Below are 19,587 nucleotides of genomic sequence, written 5' to 3'. Positions count from 1 at the left end.
GTCGGTTTACTAAAATAACTTCATAATAATAGTAAATTTATTTTAGTCGCTTGTTAACTTTTTATTCTATTGATTCTACTAAATAGCGTCAAGGTATTTGTTAAAATTGTGTTAAGTATGTGATCTGATGATTCAGTGCGTAATTGTGTCAAGATTTTAAAAACCTCAGTGATATATTCAGGACGATTAACTTGCCCTTGACGACCGCTTAATGGCATGTCAGGTGCATCGGTTTCAAGTACTAAGCTTTCAAGTGGTAATTGGGCAATAGTATTTCGCGTTTTATTCGCTCGCTCATAACTAATTACACCACCGACACCAATATAGTAGCCAAGCTTAATAAATTGCATGGCTTGCTGATAGCTACCAGAAAATCCATGTATCACGCCATGGCAAGGTAAGTTGGCTTGCTGCAATTCGTGGTACATAATATCGTGTGATTTGCGTGAGTGAATCAAAACAGGTAAATCAAACCGTTTGGCAAGTGCTAATTGTGATCTAAAAAACGATAATTGCTGTTGCCAATCTACTGTTAAATCATAGCGATCGAGTCCTATTTCACCAATGGCAACTAATTTTTTAGGTTTGGTTTCAACAATATGGGTTAACAGCTCTAAATCAGCCATTGTATGTTGATAGATAGGATGTAATCCCAAAGCAGCATAAAGTTCAGGGTAAAGATCCGTAAGTTGTAAAACAGTATCAAAATAATTAGCACTAACCGCAGGTATAATTAACCCAACAATACCCGCTTGACGCACCTTATACATTGAGTCACCAAGCGCACTAGCAAAAGGTGGAAAATCAAAATGGCAATGTGTATCAATAAACATAATGTCGCCTTATTCTACCGTTACTTGATGTAATAAAATGGGTAATAAAAATTGCTGAGCTGCAAATATAATCTGTTCAATTAACTCGTCCGTTAATTCAGGATACAAGCGAGCATAATAACTGTCACATTCAGCAGATTGATTAAAGCCACCTTGCCAAGTATTTAATAACTTATTTATTGCGCTTTCGCTGGCGACAATTTCACCTGTTTTCTTATTATAGGCTGCCATTAACCAGCCCCATGCACATTGCACAGGTAACAATAAAGGTTGATTGATACCATGCAAATAGCCATCTACTAACGTGGTTAGAATTGCCATAGCTTCATCATTTGGTAAATGTAAAAAACGCCATTGTTTACCATCTAGACCATAGATACGGCTTTGGCTTTCAACTTTACCAGGGTTTAAGATGCAATAAACTAAATGATCAATCCACAACGAAATCCCATCTCGAATTGAAAGTTTTGATGGGCGCCATGTCAATATACCGTCATCTTGAATATGAATTAACCAACCTTGCAATGAGTAATCTTTTTTATTGGTAGAAATGGTTAAATTGACTTCTTGGGTTGTCATGATCAAGCGTTCTTGGTTGATTTTATTCGCCAATGATTGTAGTGCTTCAAATTGTTCATCATAAATAATTTCACCAAATGCACCATCTGGTAACTCGCCAGTTAAGGCTAATTGTTGATAAAAACTATCCGGATCTTGGCTATTTGTTGTAATTTGTTGATTTAAAATCTGCAAGTTTAATTGATAACGTTTTAAATTATCCAAATTAAAATTTTCGGCATCGGGTAAAGTATCGTCTAGATAATTAGCATAAAAATTAAAACGCTTCTGTAAAAATAGTCGAATAGAATGATGATAAAATCGCTTTAATTCATCAAGATTAATGTCATCGACAGTAATTGTTGGAATTTCGCTGATAAATGATTGGCTTTTACCTTGTTGTAATGCAGCAGGTAACCACTCGTCGGCATAACTTTTAGGATCTTGTAAAAAATTTTTAGGATTAAATGGTGTTCGTGTATGGATGATTTTTAACGCATCAAGATGACTATGTTTATCTAAACTATTTACAGATTGATTATTATAGTATTGAACAATATATTCCCAAAGCTCATCAACAAGTATAGAAGGGTAACGCTCACTATTATCTTTCATATCACGACCGATATAACTGATATACAGCTGTTTTTGCGCAGATAAAATTGCCTCTAAAAAAAGGTAACGATCATCGGTGCGACGACTGCGATCGCCTCGTCTTGGATGCTGTGCGATTAAATCAAAGTCAAGTGGAAGCGACATTCTTGGATAATCCCCGTCATTCATTCCCAATAAACAAACAACTTTAAAGGGAATGGAGCGCATTGGCATCATGGTGCAAAAATTTACCTTCCCAACTAAAAAACGATGAGCCAAATAATTTTGCTCTAAACGTGATTGCATAGCATCATGCAAAATAGCGATAGAAATATTATCTGCATAATTAGCCGTTAAACCACTACTAATCAATTTTTGCCATTCTTCTTCAAGCATCAACAAAATGGATTCACGTTGCGAATTGCTGACAAAAAAATCATTAATCAATTTAAGGCAACAAGGTTGCCAATCAATTAGAGATTTTTCTTCACTTAAAATAGCAACCCACTCATTAACAACGCTAATAAACTCGGCTAATTGACCAATTAATTCAGCATCTAAGCCCGTTGCGCCATCATAAGGTAATATCTGTTGCCAGCCACCTTGTTCACTACTCATGGTATAGCCAAGTAATAACCGTTCAAGCCCAAATAACCAACTATGCCCACTATCAAGCCCAAAACGAATACCCGATTCCACAATCCAAGTTCGTAGCAAGGCTAATTGCGATTCACTAATGGCAAATTTTTCGGCAATAGCAGGGATTTCTAATAAGTTAAATAGCTCTTCGGCCGTAAATCGGCTTTGAGGAAAATTTAAGATAGTGAAAAAACCTTGCACAATCGGATCAATATTTCGGGCTTTTTGATCAGAAATAGTAAAAGGTAAAAATCGCTTTCCAGAAGCATTTGCAAAAACAGCGCGAATATAAGGAACATATTTATCAATATCCGACACCATAACAATGCAATCACGTAACTCCAATGTAGGATCTTCATCAAAAACCGATAACAGATAATCATGTAACACTTCAACTTCTCGCTGTTCATTATGGCAGGCATGAAATGAAATGGACTTATCCATAGGTGACATATGTTTATTACAAAATTCGCTTTGATAAAGATCCAAAATATCTTGTTGTATGGTCTGTAACAAACAAGAACAATCCAGATCGACAAACGCTTCAATATCTTGCTTATGGCTAAATTCTTGTAGTAAAAATAGATTATCTCGACCTAATTTCCCCCACGAAGTTAACAATGGATTAGGGATTTTATCTGGTGTGTTTTCGATATCTGATAATTGTTTTTCAACAATATCTCCCCAATACCATTTACATGGATTATTAAACATTAAATGGACATCAATATGTTGCCCAAGTGCTGAAAGTAATGAGAGATAAATAGGGGGAAGCGAAGTAATACCAAAAATAAAAATACGATCAGGTAACGGATCTAAACAAGCACGATCAAAATGTTTATCTAACAAAATCTCAAGCATTTGCTGATAAATATTAGCCCGATGATAAGGTTGGCTGATAGCTATTAGCTTACGCCAAAGCTCGGCTTGCCACGTTTCATCAGAATGATAATTTAATTCGGCAACAGTTTGATTGGCTTCCCATTTTGCCAGCCAATCAGGACGATAAACTAAATATTGGTCAAATAACCAAGCGATACGAGTTGCTAATTGATAACGTTTTCTATCGTGTTTATCATCATTAAGATAATGGCTAAGTGCACTAAATTCAGGCTGCTTAATAACTTGGGGTAATAAGTAATATAAACGCCACGTCATTGATTCAATATTATAACTATTTTCAGTTGGCGAATTGGGTAACAATTTTTGGTATAGCTGCCAAATAAACTGTGTAGGAAAAAGAAAGTCAACATTAGCCACAATACCCAATTCATCAGCTAACGCAATTTGCAACCATTGTGCCATACCTTGACTTTGCACCATAACGACATCAGGTATGAATACGTCTTCTAATGGTTGTCTGAGCATCAATTCACTTAATAGTGTCTTAAGTAGATCAACTTGGTTAGAATGATAAATGATAAACATATTAGTGTAGCAGCAAATTTGATAAGGTTGTTTAGGATTATCGCTGATCGTTAATAATAAATCTAGCCATCTAAAAACTATTCTTCTACTTTATATTTTTGCTTAATTTTGGCTAGCTGGCCAGATAGGTTAGTGAATGTTTGCCATTGATAGGATTTGTATGCGCTATTTGATGCTAAATTAAGCCTCCGCACTAACCAAATTGAATCGTACATGGTTTGCCATCCATTGTGACGAACATAATGGGCATTCAGCGATTTGATACACGAAATGTCAAATTCAGCTAAGGAAATATAAATTTTGGTTAATATGTACAAGTTTTTATATCACTTACTACTATTATGATCATATAAAAATAGGCAATCTATCTTTGATTGCCCATATTGCTTGCTTAATTATTTTGTTGTAGCCAATACATTGCTTCATAAGGCCTTAATGTTATTTGCGAACCTAAGAACGGGCTATCTGGATAATTACTTAATAATTGACTCCAGTTTAGATGTTGTAATTGTGTTGGTAATGCGTAATTGATTTTTTTATCAGTAAGATTAATTATTACCAATAGTTGTTGCTGATAGTAACTACGTACATAAACCCAATAATCGGCAATATTTGGGGTAAAATCGTGATAGTCACCTAAAATAAAAATCGGATGCTGCTTACGGAGCGCAATTAAAGTTTGATAACAATAAAACACTGAATCGGGATTATTGAGTGCAGTGTTAACATTAATTTGTGGATAATTATCGGCAACCTCAATCCATGGTTCACCTTGCGTAAATCCAGCATTAACTGAGTTATCCCATTGCATTGGGGTTCGACTATTGTCTCTGGATTTGCTGGCTAAAATGGCTAAGATTTCCTGCTTTGTCATGCCTTGCGCGAGTTTTTCTTGATAGATATTCAGGCTTTCAACATCGCGATATTGAGTAATATCCGTAAAATGAGGGTTAGTCATACCAATTTCTTCACCTTGATAAAGATAAGGTGTTCCTTGTAAACCATACAGCAACATGGCTAGCATTTTGGCCGATTGTGTATGATATTGGTTTTCGTTGCCAAGTCGCGATACAATGCGTGGCTGATCGTGATTACACCAAAAAATGGCATTCCATGCTTGATTATGCATGCCCGTTTGCCAATAACCGATAATTTTTTTAAGCTCAATTAAATCAGGTTTAGCTAAACACCACTTATAGCCATTAGGATAATCGACTTTTAGATGATGAAAATTAAAGGTCATAGTCAATTCTTTACCATCTAATGCGGCATATTTTCGGCAGTTTTCTAGTGTGGTTGATGACATTTCGCCAACCGTTTTCAACTGATAGGGTTGAAACACATTAGCACTCAGATCCTGTAAAAATTCATGAATACGTGGGCCATCGGTATAAAATCGTCTTCCATCACCATTTTCATCATTAGGAAAATTCTGTTGTTTAGATACTAAATTAACCACATCAAGCCTAAGCGCATCGACCCCTTTATTCGCCCAAAATTGACACACTTTCTTGATTTCATCACGAACGGTTGGGTTTTCCCAGTTGAGATCGGCTTGTTCTTTAGCAAATAAGTGTAAATAGTATTGCTCCGATGGTTGATGCCATTGCCACGCTTTACCGCCAAATTTTGATAACCAATTATTTGGCTCTGCTCCATTTGGAGAGGCATCTTTCCATATGTAAAAGGAGCGGTAAGGGCTATTTTTATCTAAAGCTGCTTTAAACCAAGGATGCTGGGTTGAAGTATGATTAAACACCATATCCATCATAATTCGGATATCTCGTTGATGAGCTTGTGCAATGAGTAGCTCAAAATCATCCATTGTGCCATAGCTTGGATCAATATCGTAATAATCCGAAACATCATAACCGTTATCAATTTGCGGCGACGGATAGATTGGCGTTAACCAAATGGCACTAATTCCAAGGTTTTTTAAGTAATCTAATCGCTTAATAATACCTTGTAAGTCTCCAGTTGAATTTGTGCCACTAGCTTGAAAACTTTTTACATAAATTTGATAGATAGTCCCATTTTGCCACCAAGGAATTGTAATTTTGTTCATTGTGCACTCTTTTTGTTAATCAGTTAATCACTTATCGTTTAGTTAATACAACGATAAAAAGTGACATCAATAAGTTAGCGGATATTTAACGTGCCTTGCTTCTGTTTTATTTTATAAACTAACGAGGTTAAAACAATCGGAACGACAATTGCTACCAACATAGCAACGGCATAAATTGACCAATATATCGGTTTGATAGTCAATATGCCGGGTAAGCCGCCAACACCAATGCCATTAGACAACACGCCAGCTAACCCACAAATTAATCCGGCTAACGCCGAGCCAATCATGGCGCATAACATCGGGAACTTATAACGCAAATTAATGCCATACATGGCAGGCTCAGTCACGCCTAAATAAGCTGATATCGCCGCAGGCACAGAGACTTCACGTTCATTTTGTTTTTTACTGGCTAAAATAATACCAACCACGGCTGAAGCTTGAGCTATGTTAGATAAAGCAATAATGGGCCAAATTGGTGTTCCACCCATACTATTGGTCATCTGCATGTCAATAGCAAGCGTGGTGTGATGAATACCTGTAATCACCAGTGGTGAATAAATAAAGCCAAAAATAGCCGAACCAATAAAGGCATAATCACCTGTCATTAAGTATTTAACAATATAAGCAATACCATTACCTAACATGCGACCAAATGGACCTAAAATAAAATGGGCTAAAAACACAGAAACAAGAAGCGCAACAATCGGCACAATCACTAGATTCAAGTAATCAGGTACAATTTTGCGTAATCGTGTTTCGATCCAACCCAACGCTAAACCAGCAAAAATAGATGGAATCACCTGCGCTTGATAGCCGACTTTTTCGATACTAAACCAACCAAAATCCCAAACATCAGGTATTTTACTGCCAAGATCATAAGCATTCATCAATTGTGGTGAAACCAAAGTGATACCTAAAACAATACCTAAAATTGGCGATCCTCCCATCTTTTTCACAGTAGACCAACAAATGGCAACTGGTAAAAAGTGGAAAATCGCTTCGCAAGGTAACCAAAGTATACTGTAAATTGGAGCCAGCCAATGATAGGTTTGTATAAGCGGCTTACCATCAATAGTTGGCATTTCGCCAATAATATTACGTAATCCAAGTAATAAACCACCAGCGATTAAAGCTGGTAATAATGGCACAAAAATTTCCGCTAAGTTAGAAATAAACCTTTCAAAAAAAGACATATTCTTTTTAGCTGCAACTTTAGTTTGCTCTTTGCTTGCTTCATCTAAATTTAATTGCTGGATCAATACTTTGTAATAACTATCAACATTGGTACCAATGATAACTTGAAATTGCCCAGCATTATTAAAACAACCTTTCACAAAAGGCAGTTCTTCTATAGCTTGGACATCAGCTAGCTTAGGATCAACTAAGGCAAACCTCAATCTTGTTAGACAATGGGTAACACTGGCAATATTTTCTTTCCCACCAATCAACTCGATCAATTGCATTATCGATTGGCTAGTTAATTGGGTATTTTTAGCCATAAAAGGTCTCCTTTAAATTAGAATTAGCCTTTTTATTTCACTAATAATCTGGCTATTTTGAATATAGATTAAGCATAGATGGAATTGAATAATTAATAAATGGGAACGTTCCCTTTTTTGTGATTGATATCACAAATTAGAGCAAAATAAGCACAAATTAAATAAAAATAACTACGGGTTAACTTATTAAATAGCAAGGAATGGTGATACTTTTCAGCTCAAATTGATTTTGTAACATATTCAGTAACTCTTGAGCCGCATAACTACCGGCTTTATCAAAACCGAGTTCAACTGCACAAGTCTTAGGGAAAAGAAAACTCAGTAGCTCACTAGTGCCAATACTCCCAACCACAATATGTTCAAACTGTTTTTCGTGTAAGTATTTATTTAATCCTAATGCGATGCTATCTGTTGCACAAACAATTGCCGATGGGTTTTGTGCTAATACCGGTATGGCGAGCTCATAGCCTGAGCGATAACTTAATTGACCTAAGGCCGCATTTGGGATCAGTTGATATTGCTGACAAAATTTCAGATAAGCTTGGTAACGCCGAGCGCCAGTGGTCTGGTCTTGTTGATCAATACCAAGATATCCAATTTTTTGATGTTTTTGTGAATGATATAAATAGGTAAGTAGCGTGTTTACTGCTCCTATATCATCATAACAAATACAAGTATGAGCAGGAAACTTTCTGGCAATCACCACACTTTTATTTTGCCAGAAGGGTAATAATGAATGTTCAAGCCCAGTAAAAGCAAAAATAACCACACCATCAGCTTGCTTGTCTTTTAGCATGGATAAATGCTCTTTAACTTTAGCAGCACTAAATTGACTCTCCATAATAATAGGATCATAACCATGCTGATAAAAAATAGGCAACATGCTGCGAACAGCTTGATTTTCTGACCATGAATCAAGACGGGTCACAATAATACCAATGACCTTATTGCCATAACCACGCATGGCTCGAGCTGATTTTGACGGCGTAAATTGATGCTGTTCAATCATTGCCATTACCTTGGAGCGTGTACTGGCTTTAACCATTGGGTCATGATTGATCACCCGTGACACCGTCGATTTGCTTACCCCACAAAGCTTTGCAATATCTTTAATCGTCAAATTGTTTGAAGATATGCCCATAATAAATTTAGCCAACAAAAATCAATAAAATCATACTAATCTATTTTAGAAAAAATAGCGATTTTAGATTGTTGATATCAACTTGATAAACTAGCGATACAATTAATGACTAAAACAAAAAAGATGAAAAATTTCATTGCATTTCTATATAAAAATCGTTCAGGAAAACCATTGATTTTATTGAAGTTTTTATTTGGCGTTTTTAAGTGAAATCAAGCAGTAATAAGGTGGATGCTGCCTGTAGTACTGTTAGATTTCAAGTTGTTTCCTTTCACAATATCTTGAAATTATTATCAATAAGCTTTCAGAAATGAACTTTCAGATTAAACCCTGTTTCAATATGATATTTAGGTTTTCCATTTTGACTGTTTGGTTTTTTAGCAAAAATTATCACAGCATCCAATTTAAGCTAGTAAGGTAAAAAATCATTTAATAATGCCAATAAGCTCTCTTTGATTTTTGTATTATCTTGGGTTAAATCAATAGTACAAAAGGATAATTTATGTCCTTGAATAGTCATATTTTCATTCACCGTCGCACCGACAGTTGGGTATAGCAACATGCCAGAGGCGCAAACGGATAAAGGATCACTATCTTTTTCCTGACTTCTTAAATAAGCATACAATTGATAAAGGTGATGACTACTAAACGAGTTAGATCTAAATCGTGTTTCTTTTAGAATTGAAGTACATTTAGTATCAATAATTAAACGTTGTGTATGACCGCGATTTTCAAGAATTAAATCGGTTTTCATAGTTGGCAAATAGGTGGTGATATTATCAGTCGCATTGCTATATTGCCAATTTAATTTTTTACCCGCATAAATAGTCCATTGCCGAGGATCTAAATTTACACGATAAAAGCCAACTATCGCTTTTTCAAATAATTCACGTAACCAATGATCGGTTTTTTTTAGTTGTTCAATGGTATGTAATCCTTGGAATTGAGTGGGAATTGACAAGCTAAAAATCAGTTTTGCTAAAGAGATTAAAGTATTATCTTTAAAATTTGCATGGTTAAAACGCTCCTTTTCATAGCAATAATGCGTTGTTTGACCAATCTTCAACGCAGTAAATTGATGAATGATTTTTCTACATTGTTCAATTAAGCTCGCATCTTTCAATTGTTTTACTAATAGATGAGCCGCAGCATGAATATAGCGATTTTTAGGGGTATCAATCGTTAAATCATCATATCGACATTGAATTTTACCTTTTGCCAATAATTGCTTACGCTGAGTAGTTAAAACCTCTATTTTTCCTCTGACACGATTAAGCGCTTTTGTTGTGAGCTGATAATCTGTGGCAAGATGATGTATTAACCATTTATTTGCTGCCTGACAATATAGTTTGGCAGCGAGCGTTATTAATTCGTCTGGGTTATTTTCTAGTTCTATTCTCTGCTTTTGCCCTACAGTTTTATAATAATCAGAAGCATAGAGCAAAAGTAGCCATATGTTTCTAATTGGTATTTTGGCAACGGTCGTATTGGTTAATAGCGGATGATTATTTATTGTGGTCATTATTGTGCATTACCTAATAATATATTCATCGCATCGCTAAATTTTTCAGGCTCGCCAAACCAATACTCTTCTAATAGAGGCTCGATTTCTGAACGAACAATATGTTCAAACCAATCTTGCGCAGCCATTTCTTGGTTAGGACAAGTAAAATAGCTATGTCCAATGGTAAATGCCTTGCCGAGTGAACTATCATTACTAATATATTGATTTAATGCCTCTATACGGTGCTTTATATCTCGTAATTGTTGCGGTGAAAAGGCGTGTTTTTCTTGCATATAGTTGAGCCAATTTTCGCCAAAATGAGGACTTAAATGGTAAAAGGCAAAACGACGACGTAAAGCAAAATCGAGCATCGCTAACGAACGATCGGCAATATTCATAGTGCCGATAACATAAAGATTGGCGGGAATAAATACGCCTTTTTCATTTTGGTGTTGGTATGTTAATTCTAATGCCTCATTTGGATTTCGTTTATCAGCTTCAAGTAGCGTTAACATTTCACCAAAAATTTGTGCTGGATTGCCACGATTAATTTCTTCAATCACAATCACATAATTTGATTGAGAATCTCTCCTTGCTTGATTAATTATCTCTAAAAAAGGTCCATCAATCAGCGCTAATTTTCCATCACTGGTTGGTCGATAGCCGCGGATAAAATCCTCGTAAGACATATTAGGATGAAACTGAATAGCTTTGATATTCTTTGAATCTTTATAACCAACAATAATATTCGCTAAACGCTTGGCTAACCATGTTTTACCTGTCCCTGGTGGACCTTGTAAAATAATATTTTTTTTAAACCTTAAGCTATTTAATATGGCTTGCAACTGTTGTTTATCAACAAAACAACCTTCATTGATTAGATGTTCTTCGGTATAAGATTGTTTTTTGATTACGGATTCAGTCATATCTTGGTTATTCAAATGATCTTGAGCTTTATAATCAGTATCTAAGATCGCATTTTCATTGTTACGCAATGCAATTAAATAAAGTTCAGGATAAGAGTGAACAGGAAAATTCTCATCAGCAAACCTCACAGTTAAATCATCAAGCAATCTCAGATAATCATTACCGCTGAAATCGCTTTTTCTTAAGTTTTTATTTTTGAAAATTTCTACATACTGACTTAAGTAACTTTTTGTTGCTTTATCTAACACTAAATACGCATTAGGACGAATCCAAAATAAACCATTGGTTAGTTGCCAAGAGCAGTAAGGTTGTGCCATAGCCAAATCAAATTTTTGCTTAAAATCCTCTTGATAATTGTTATCAATATTAGAAAAATTTAAAGCGACAGAATAAAGATCCCAAAGATTATCTATTTCTTGCTGTTGATTTTCTGAATCGGTAAAAAACCAAGAGATTTGATTATTTAATAATGGTATTCCTTCCCAAGAATTCGGTACCGGTTCCTTAACATCAAGAAATTCAGCCCATTTTTGAGCAATGTTTTTTCTGGTTTCTTCGGCAATTCCTCTATTGAATGTTCCCAGTGCAGTAAAAGGGCAAATATCGTGCAAATCTTTACCTATTAAATGGGATAGTCTAAACTCTAAAGCTAGCTGATTAATAAAAGTCATCAGTTTAAGTCTTTTATTTTTATCTTGGTAACTTAACAACTTATCAGCAATTTCCTCATAAAAAGGTATCCATTCTAAGAGTGGTTTATTATTATCGTTGTTGTCACCATAACGAGATTTCCAATATGGAGCATTGCGAAAAGCATCAATATCTTGTGGCTGATCATAAAATGCAAAATTAATTAATTGTTTATTCCGCCAGTTATTCGCTCTAATCTTCCAAATAACCGTTCGGTTAGTGTAAAAATACCACTTTTTGTTCAAATTAGTTTGTTGCCAATCAACTTCTAACAACTTTCCATCACCATGATTTTTCGTTACAATGCCAATCGCTTTAATTTCCATAACAGAAACAAACTGACCATTATTATCAAAGGGTAAATTATGTTTTTGGGTATAAGCTGATTTGATGGCAATTTGATCACCAACAGCAATTGAGCGCACGTCATCTAAATATTTCTTATCGTAACCATTTTCCCAAATGCCAGAATTAATGAAGCGATCGGTTTGATCTTTATTTCCAGTATAGTTAGCACCTAAAAACCAATATGTTTTTGTCCCGTCCAATTGCTTTCCTTTCTGATTATGTTATTTATTTTTATGTATATTTTAAACTAATTTATTGTTAACCAAAAATAGAATGTTGATAATTTTTTGCTGACTATTGTTATAAAGTTATTTATGTTTTTACAATACATAATCAAATAGTTAAATAATAAAAAAGTAGATGGTTTTGAATAAATCTATTAATGACTTAAAAGTGTTGTGCATGCATATCAGATTGAATTTTTTTACATAAAATGATCTTGTTGCTAGGCAAAAAGAAATTGGTTAAATTAGGCTATAAAATTATGCATCCTAATACATTGTCAATCACATAACTGATATAGGATGTAATATCATGTCCACCATTTTACCATTGCAATTAAAATGACTTTATTTAACTAAATTTTGATAAGCGCTATTCGATAAAATTATTTTTTGCAATAATACGAAATAATTGAAATGATGATTTTAAAAGGAAAATATAAAGGTGTCATACAGATTTTTATGCAGTTCACTGCTTATTTTCGGCTTTTCAACATATGCATTAGCGACCGAAACAAATAATACCATTGAGTCACAATTTAAAGCGGCTTTATTATGCAAGGTTGATCCAATTAATGGTCGTGATGCAAAAGTGGTTAAACAACTCAGCGAGCAAAACATTACCGTAAAAAATTTAGAAGAAGATGGACTGATTAATTTAGAGTATCACTTTGCTAAACCGCTGGAAATAATGAATACCACTGTGTCACAGATTAAATATCAAGGCGATAGTGGTTCATACTTTTATGCGATTGCTAAAGGTGATATAGATACATTTGCCAAATCAATGGCAGCAACCCCAATCCCTGCCGATTTAAAAGAAGCAATGTCTTGGGGTGATATAGGTCAATATTATCAATATACAGCCCCAGTCACGGAAGAAAATCCTTTTCCTAGTATCATTCTTATCGGCCGTGACAAAAATGTTAAATCAGATGAGTTTTATTTTGGCTGTGAAGAATTTGACGGCTAATCATGATTAATTTAAGGATGGGTAAAAAGTTACTCATCCGCTTTTAATTTGTAAGCCTTTCCCCACGCTAACATGGCATCATGCACCTGTTTTAGACTTTGTCCAACCTCAGTTAACGTATATTCAACCCTTGGTGGAACCTCGGCATACACTTTACGGGTTAATAGCCCACTTTTTTCCATAGCGCGCAAATGCTGAGTTAAAACTTTTTGTGAAATGCCGGTCAGTGATTTTTTTAGTTCACCAAAGCGCTTGGTTCCCGTAAGTAAATCACGCACAATTAATATTTTCCATTTGTCACCCATTAACATTAATGTGGTTTCAACAGGACAAGGTGGTAACTTTTCATTAAGTGACATAAATAATAAATCCTTTAAATTCAATAATAATATTATTTTGGTAACTATCTTACTAATTAGTACCTACTTTACAATAGAAACGTTGAATACTAATCTAAAAATACTTATTTAGTAACTAATTTTTTCGAAAAGATATTTATTAAATTTAAAAAATATTAATTTAAACAATACGAAAGGAGTATACAATGAAAATTGCTGTAATCGGTGCAAGCGGTAAATCAGGCTCATTAATTGTTAAAGAAGCGCTTTCACGTGGGCATGATGTCACGGCGATTGTACGTAAGCCAACTTCTCACGTCGATCCAAAAGCAAAAGTATTGGTTAAAGATCTGTTTGATCTGACTTATGAAGATTTAAAGCCTTTTGATGTGATTGTCGATGCTTTTGCCACATGGACACCAGAATCATTGCCATTACATCAAACCAGCTTAAAACACCTTACTGATATTTTAAAAAATAGACCTAATCGATTATTAGTTGTAGGTGGTGCAGGAAGCTTATACGTTAATCCAGAAAATACTATTCGTTTAGTCGATACACCTGAATTTCCTGATCAATTTAAACCATTAGCGACTAATATGGCTAATGCGCTTGATGAACTTAGAAAATGTGATGATGTGCAATGGACTTATTTAAGCCCTGCTATTGAGTTTATTGCGGATGGAGCAAGAACAGGCCACTATAAAGCTGGCGGTGAGCAAGTGTTATTCAATAATAAAGGTCGGAGCCAAATTAGCTATGCCGATTACGCCATTGCAATGATTGATGAAGCAGAAAACGCTAAACATATTAAGCAACGCTTTACCATTGTTACTGAATAATCACACTAAAATAGCGCGATTAAGTTTTTTGAGTAGTTATAGAGGTTTATGTTAAACAATAGCTAGTAGAATAATTCAGAAAAAATTTTTAAACCCTTTACACTTTTATTTATTGTTTAGCATTGTACCTCGTTTTAAACGTTTTTAGCGTTTAGTGAAACACATTAACCCAGAGCCATAACCCAAAGGGAGCGAGAGGATCCCTTTGGGTCATTTTATCGATACTCTCGTAAAGTGTTGCCTACGGTAAATTGCCCTACCAAGCGAGAATAATTTTGTTTAGACTTTAGTGAAAAGCAGTAAATTATTGTCGATAAGGCTTCAGGTAATATGGTATTTGAGTATACAAATCTACTTATTGGAGAAAATATACCTAAAAATGTAAGTCCGCCTTATTTAATAACTTAATTTAGATTGTTCTTTTAATGCCTTGCGCACTGCCATCAAAACTTCACCTAATAAGTTTTTTCCTCGCCATTTGGCCATATTAAATCGCATTTCATCATCCATGCTTAAACCAATTCCCCAAACTTTATCATAAGGGCTGGCTTCTGCTAAAACTTTATCTTTGGTTGATAATAACGATTTTTTAAGCTCCGCATTTTGAGAAAACTTTGCATAATTACCTTTAAAAACAATTTTTTTCTTATTGTTATCCCATATCGTTTCATCAAAATTACGCACAGCTTGCCCGATCTGCTTTTGCATTTTCGAGGAAGTGATAGATAAAATGGTATTGGCGCTTTCTACATCTTGAAATAACAATGCTTTAGCATACATCATCCACTGCTCTGCACTAGTAAATGTAATATTATCAATGACAAAATGGCAAGGGTACCATTGAGATAAGTAATTGTCAGGACTAAAAAAGAAAATCATTTTCTTTTTTCCAACTTGTTTCATCTTTTGAAATCGCTCCTTGTTTAGAATAATCAAGCTAAAAATTCATTAACATACAAATAAAACCTAACCATTGATAAAAGTAATACATATTGTATTGGGTTATCACATAATTTCCAATTTAAATACATTCTATCAAATAACAAGCTTCCAGATACCCTCAGCATAATATCTTTTCTTCCCTATTTTACAGCGATATTGACTTTGACTGATTTAGCTAGGATTTTGCGCTAATTATCGCTAAAATACAGCGCAAACTAGGTTGGTTATAAAACCATTAAAAATAACCCTGTTTTTATACCAAGATAACATTAGCAAACGAGGTTAATACGTTGTGATTACATCTGAAGAGATTAAAAGTCGATTATGGGATGGCGCCAATGAGCTGCGTGGTTCGATGGATGCCAGCCGTTATAAAGATTATATGTTAGGTTTAATGTTTTATAAATTTTTAAGCGATAAAACATTAGCTGCATTTAAATCGATGACAACCCGAGATGAGATCACCGAGTCCGAGCTTATCACCAATTATTACAATGGTATGGCTGAACGTGGTCCTCAATTAGAAAGCATGTTACAACGTACGTTGGGTTATTATGTTTTACCCGAGCATCTTTATCAAACTTGGATCGCGGATATTAATAAAGGCAATTTTGAAGTGCAAAAAGTGATCGACAGTTTAAATCACTTTGAACGTTCAATTGCCAATAGCAAAGATGCCGATGACTTTAAAAATCTATTTTCTAATTCAACCTTAGATTTAACCGATACCGCTCTTGGTAGTAATTTACATGAACGCAGTAAAAATATTAAAGCCTTAATCTTATTATTTGCCGATCTTGATATGGTCACTTTGCAAAAAGGCGATGTATTAGGCGATGCTTATGAATACCTGATTGGGCAATTTGCCATGGAATCGGGTAAAAAAGCGGGGGAATTCTATACGCCTCGCCAAGTAAGTGAAGTGATGGCACAAATCGCCGCCAAAACACCAAATATCCGTTCGATTTATGACCCGACGGTTGGATCTGGTTCATTACTGCTAACAGTTAAAAAACATTTAACTAAACAAGCACAACAAAGCTTAACCTATTACGGTCAAGAAAAAAATACCGCCACCTATAATCTAGTGCGGATGAATTTATTACTGCATGAAGTTAAACCCAATAAAATGACTATCAGAAATGGCGATACTTTAGCCCATGATTGGCCTGAAGATCCTGAACGTCCTAGCGAGGGCGTCCAATTTGATGCGGTGGTAATGAATCCCCCATATTCGGTAAAAAACTGGAATCGTGCAGGGCTAAAAGTGAGCGATCCCCGTTTTGAAATAGCTGGCGTATTGCCGCCTGATTCAAAAGGTGATTTTGCCTTTTTATTACATGGACTATTCCATTTAGGACAAAGCGGTACCATGGCAATTGTATTACCCCATGGAATCTTATTCCGTGGTGCAGCTGAAGGAGAAATCCGCAAACGATTATTAGAAAAGAATTACATTGATACCGTAATCGGCTTACCAAGCAACCTGTTTACCAATACTGGCATCCCCGTTGTGGTTTTAGTGTTGAAGAAGAATCGACAGCTCAGCGATCCCGTATTAATCATTGATGCCTCAAATACCTTTATCAAAGTCGGTAAGCAAAATGTCTTGCAAGAAAAAGACATCGCCAAAATTGTTGATACTTATGTATCACGTCAAGAGCAAGCTGGCTATAGCCATTTAGCCACTCGCCAAGAGATTATCGCCAATGAATACAACCTCAATATCCCCCGCTATATTGATGCCATTGATGATGATATTGCTCACGACGTTGAAGGTCATTTATTAGGTGGTATACCACAGCACAATATTGAGCAACTAACTGTTATCCGTGCCACCACCCCCGATCTATTACAGTCGGCATTAGAGCCTGTTCGTCCGAAATATTTCATTTTAAAAGAAGAGATTAGTCAATTAAGCGCTAAAATCTTAAATGATGTACGTGTTCTACAACAATCTGAGCAATTAGCGAAGCAAACGCAAGCTTATATTGACCGCTATTGGTCACAAATCATTGCAATTAATGATCCTGAACAGATTCACCCGCTGATGGAAGTAATGTTAAACGACATAAAAATCTTACTAGCAAGCTTTAATCATCTTGATATCTATGACGGCTATCAGATTATTGCCGAAATTTGGCAAAATACATTACTCCATGACGCTGAAATTATTGCCGCCACTGATTTTTATACCGCAGCACGTAACCGAGTACCGAATATGGTCAACAAAGGTAGCGGTGCTAAAAAACGGTCTGAGCAAGACGGCTTTATCAGCAGTCTGATTCCAAGCGAATTAATCGCTACGGAATTATATGCCGATGAATTAGCTAATATCGACCACAATAAACAGCAAATCCAAACGCTAGAAAGCGAACTTACGGATCTTATGGAAGCAGCCAAAGTCGAAGACAGCCCTGAGTACGATGCACTGTATGAATCATTGAAAAAGAATGATGATGACGAACCGCTTGATACATTTGATAATAAAAAACTCAAACAAGAGTTAAAAGAGACACCAAAAGATGCTGAAGCATATTTAACACTTAAAAAAGTCGATAAATTAATCAGCCAAAAATCGACATTAAGTAAACAAATTAAAGCGGACGAATTGGCATTAAAAGAAGCGGTACAAGAACGGATTTTGAGCTTAACGGATCAAGAAATTGACACACTAATGTCTAAAAAATGGTTTGGTAATACCATTGCATTACTGAGCGAATTAATCGAAAAACCGATTAAAGCCGAATTAAAAACCCTGCAAATGTTAAACGAACGTTATCAAGACACCTTAACTTCGATTGATAAAGAGATCGAACAACTCGAAGCCGAGTTACAAGCAATGATGCAAGATCTGGTGGTAACGCAATGAGTCAAAGTAAGAAATTAATTCCTAGGCGGCGGTTTAGGGAGTTTGAAGGGGCTAGTGAATGGCAAAGATACGAACTAGGTCAATTGGGCTGCGTTGCAATGAATCGCCGTATTTTTAAGGAACAGACAACAAATTCAGGTGAAATTCCTTTTTACAAGATAGGGACTTTCGGCGGAGAACCTGATGCTTTTATCTCTCGTGAAATTTTTGAAAAATATAAAGCAATCTATCCCTATCCTAAAATAGGGGATATTCTTATTTCAGCATCTGGAAGTATTGGAAAAACCATAGAATATGAAGGTAAGGATGAATATTTTCAGGATTCAAATATAGTATGGCTTAATCATGATGAAAGACTAATTAATAGTTTTTTAAAACAGTTCTACAAAATAGTAAATTGGCAAGGAATTGAAGGTAGTACGATTAAAAGATTATATAATAAAAATATTTTATTAACTGAAATTATTCTTCCATCAGCTAAAGAACAAACCCAAATAGGCGAATTTTTTAAAAAACTTGATAACCTTATTAATACTCAACAAAAAAAATTAGAAAAAGCCAAAACCCTAAAATCAGCTTATCTAAGGGAAATGTTTCCGAATGAGGGGGAATTAAAGCCTAGATTGCGGTTTAATAGCTTTATTAATGCTTGGCATATTAAAGATATAAATGATTTGGCAAATAGGTATGATAACTTTCGTATCCCAATTACAGCTTCAAATCGAAAAATTGGATTAACGCCGTATTATGGTGCAAATGGTATTCAAGACTATGTCCAAGGATTTACCCATGACGGAGAATACATACTAATTGCAGAAGACGGAGCAAATGATTTTAAAAATTATCCTGTTCAGTATGTAAAAGGTAAAATTTGGGTCAATAACCATGCACATGTACTACAAGGTAAAATAGGTATTTGTGATAATAAATTTTTAATGAATGCCTTTAAAAATATAAATATTGAACCCTATTTAGTTGGTGGCAGTAGAGCTAAACTCAATTCTGATACGATGATGAATATTAGCCTTAAAGTGCCTAATCAACAAGAACAAACCAAAATCGGTAATTTCTTTAAATTACTCGATGATAAAATCGCCCTAGAACAAAAAAAATTAGATAAATTAAAACACATCAAACAAGCTTATTTAAACGAAATGTTTGTATAAAAGG

Annotated in this window: 14 protein-coding genes; 4 read left to right on the top strand and 10 right to left on the bottom strand. The window is 35.0% G+C overall.

Going from position 1 to position 19,587, the window contains the following annotated elements; translation table 11 throughout:
* Positions 1-53: 53 nt before the first annotated feature.
* The 8 genes from A9G42_RS08365 to A9G42_RS08335 all read right to left on the bottom strand — a co-directional run bounded on the left by A9G42_RS08365 (position 54) and on the right by A9G42_RS08335 (position 12,429).
* Positions 54-833: a TatD family hydrolase gene (locus A9G42_RS08365; RefSeq protein ID WP_065653175.1), complete on the bottom strand. Its 780-nt coding sequence runs from the start codon at positions 831-833 to the stop codon at positions 54-56.
* A 9-nt stretch (positions 834-842) separates the two neighbouring features.
* Complete coding sequence (gene recC, locus A9G42_RS08360; RefSeq protein WP_065653174.1) at positions 843-4,052, bottom strand: exodeoxyribonuclease V subunit gamma; 3,210 nt, start codon at positions 4,050-4,052, stop codon at positions 843-845.
* A gap of 77 nt (positions 4,053-4,129) precedes the next feature.
* Positions 4,130-4,267, bottom strand: coding sequence for a hypothetical protein (locus A9G42_RS13935; RefSeq protein WP_176700828.1), 138 nt, complete (start codon positions 4,265-4,267; stop codon positions 4,130-4,132).
* Between the two features lie 176 nt (positions 4,268-4,443).
* On the bottom strand, positions 4,444-6,117 hold the full coding sequence (gene treC / locus A9G42_RS08355; RefSeq protein WP_065653173.1) for an alpha,alpha-phosphotrehalase: 1,674 nt from the start codon (positions 6,115-6,117) through the stop codon (positions 4,444-4,446).
* A gap of 74 nt (positions 6,118-6,191) precedes the next feature.
* A complete protein-coding gene (gene treB / locus A9G42_RS08350) occupies positions 6,192-7,619 on the bottom strand; it encodes a PTS trehalose transporter subunit IIBC (protein ID WP_065653172.1) in 1,428 nt (475 codons plus the stop codon).
* A 178-nt stretch (positions 7,620-7,797) separates the two neighbouring features.
* Positions 7,798-8,760: a trehalose operon repressor TreR gene (gene treR, locus A9G42_RS08345; protein ID WP_065653171.1), complete on the bottom strand. Its 963-nt coding sequence runs from the start codon at positions 8,758-8,760 to the stop codon at positions 7,798-7,800.
* A 409-nt stretch (positions 8,761-9,169) separates the two neighbouring features.
* Positions 9,170-10,282 carry a 5-methylcytosine restriction system specificity protein McrC gene (locus tag A9G42_RS08340; protein WP_065653170.1) on the bottom strand — a complete coding sequence of 371 codons (1,113 nt, stop codon included), beginning with the start codon at positions 10,280-10,282 and terminating at the stop codon, positions 9,170-9,172.
* Positions 10,282-12,429 (bottom strand): AAA family ATPase, encoded by a 2,148-nt coding sequence (locus A9G42_RS08335; protein ID WP_065653169.1) that lies wholly within the window; start codon positions 12,427-12,429, stop codon positions 10,282-10,284. Before A9G42_RS08335 ends, A9G42_RS08340 begins: the two co-directional genes overlap by 1 nt.
* 466 nt (positions 12,430-12,895) lie before the next feature.
* On the opposite strand from A9G42_RS08335, the gene A9G42_RS08330 reads away from it, so the two are divergent.
* Positions 12,896-13,423: a hypothetical protein gene (locus tag A9G42_RS08330; protein ID WP_065653168.1), complete on the top strand. Its 528-nt coding sequence runs from the start codon at positions 12,896-12,898 to the stop codon at positions 13,421-13,423.
* 29 nt (positions 13,424-13,452) lie between these two features.
* On the opposite strand, the gene A9G42_RS08325 is transcribed toward A9G42_RS08330, so the two are convergent.
* Positions 13,453-13,782 carry a winged helix-turn-helix transcriptional regulator gene (locus A9G42_RS08325; RefSeq protein ID WP_065583189.1) on the bottom strand — a complete coding sequence of 110 codons (330 nt, stop codon included), beginning with the start codon at positions 13,780-13,782 and terminating at the stop codon, positions 13,453-13,455.
* A gap of 185 nt (positions 13,783-13,967) precedes the next feature.
* Between A9G42_RS08325 and A9G42_RS08320 the strand changes: the two genes are divergently transcribed.
* Positions 13,968-14,603: an NAD(P)-dependent oxidoreductase gene (locus A9G42_RS08320; protein WP_065589063.1), complete on the top strand. Its 636-nt coding sequence runs from the start codon at positions 13,968-13,970 to the stop codon at positions 14,601-14,603.
* Between the two features lie 396 nt (positions 14,604-14,999).
* Here the strand turns inward: A9G42_RS08320 and A9G42_RS08315 are convergent, their stop codons facing one another.
* A complete protein-coding gene (locus A9G42_RS08315; protein WP_065583187.1) occupies positions 15,000-15,506 on the bottom strand; it encodes an NADAR family protein in 507 nt (168 codons plus the stop codon).
* A 331-nt stretch (positions 15,507-15,837) separates the two neighbouring features.
* Between A9G42_RS08315 and A9G42_RS08310 the strand changes: the two genes are divergently transcribed.
* Both A9G42_RS08310 and A9G42_RS08305 read left to right on the top strand, forming a co-directional pair.
* Positions 15,838-18,417: a type I restriction-modification system subunit M gene (locus A9G42_RS08310; protein ID WP_065653167.1), complete on the top strand. Its 2,580-nt coding sequence runs from the start codon at positions 15,838-15,840 to the stop codon at positions 18,415-18,417.
* Complete coding sequence (locus tag A9G42_RS08305; RefSeq protein WP_065653166.1) at positions 18,414-19,583, top strand: restriction endonuclease subunit S; 1,170 nt, start codon at positions 18,414-18,416, stop codon at positions 19,581-19,583. Before A9G42_RS08310 ends, A9G42_RS08305 begins: the two co-directional genes overlap by 4 nt.
* The last annotated feature ends 4 nt before the right edge of the window (positions 19,584-19,587 follow it).

The sequence above is a fragment of the Gilliamella sp. Nev6-6 genome, assembly GCF_001690605.1.
Classification (GTDB): domain Bacteria; phylum Pseudomonadota; class Gammaproteobacteria; order Enterobacterales; family Orbaceae; genus Gilliamella; species Gilliamella apicola_C.
Note: the sequence above shows the minus strand (reverse complement) of the source record. Positions and strands in the feature narration are given on the sequence as shown.